This is a genomic window from Pseudomonas sp. 32_A, assembly GCF_017490905.1.
Lineage (GTDB): Bacteria > Pseudomonadota > Gammaproteobacteria > Pseudomonadales > Pseudomonadaceae > Aquipseudomonas > Aquipseudomonas inefficax.
On the sequence record NZ_JAFGYI010000431.1, the window covers coordinates 1 to 290 of the forward strand.

Consider the following 290-nt stretch of genomic DNA (forward strand, 5'->3'; position numbering starts at 1 on the left):
CCACCGAAGGCCACGATGTGATCGCCTCCTTCATCAACATCGATACCCTGCTCTACCGCAAGGCCTGGATCGCCTTCGCCAACGACCCCTGGCCCCGTGCGGTACTCGACCGCTATCGGCAAGGCATCGCCGACAGTGACCCGGGCACCCTCGCCCGCTTCGTCGAAGTGGACCTGAACACCGCACGCAACGACCCTGCCAGCCTCGGCATCGCCATGACCGACAGCTTCCGCTTCGGCCTGGAGCAGGTGCTGGAGTTCTCTACCTTTTCCTCCGCCAGGTTCACCAGC

The 290-nt window shown here is 64.1% G+C and carries 1 protein-coding gene; it reads left to right on the forward strand.

Going from position 1 to position 290, the window contains the following annotated elements; genetic code table 11:
• The coding region (locus tag J5M58_RS27350; protein WP_207880622.1) for a hypothetical protein at nucleotides 1-290 on the forward strand (290 nt) is incomplete at both ends.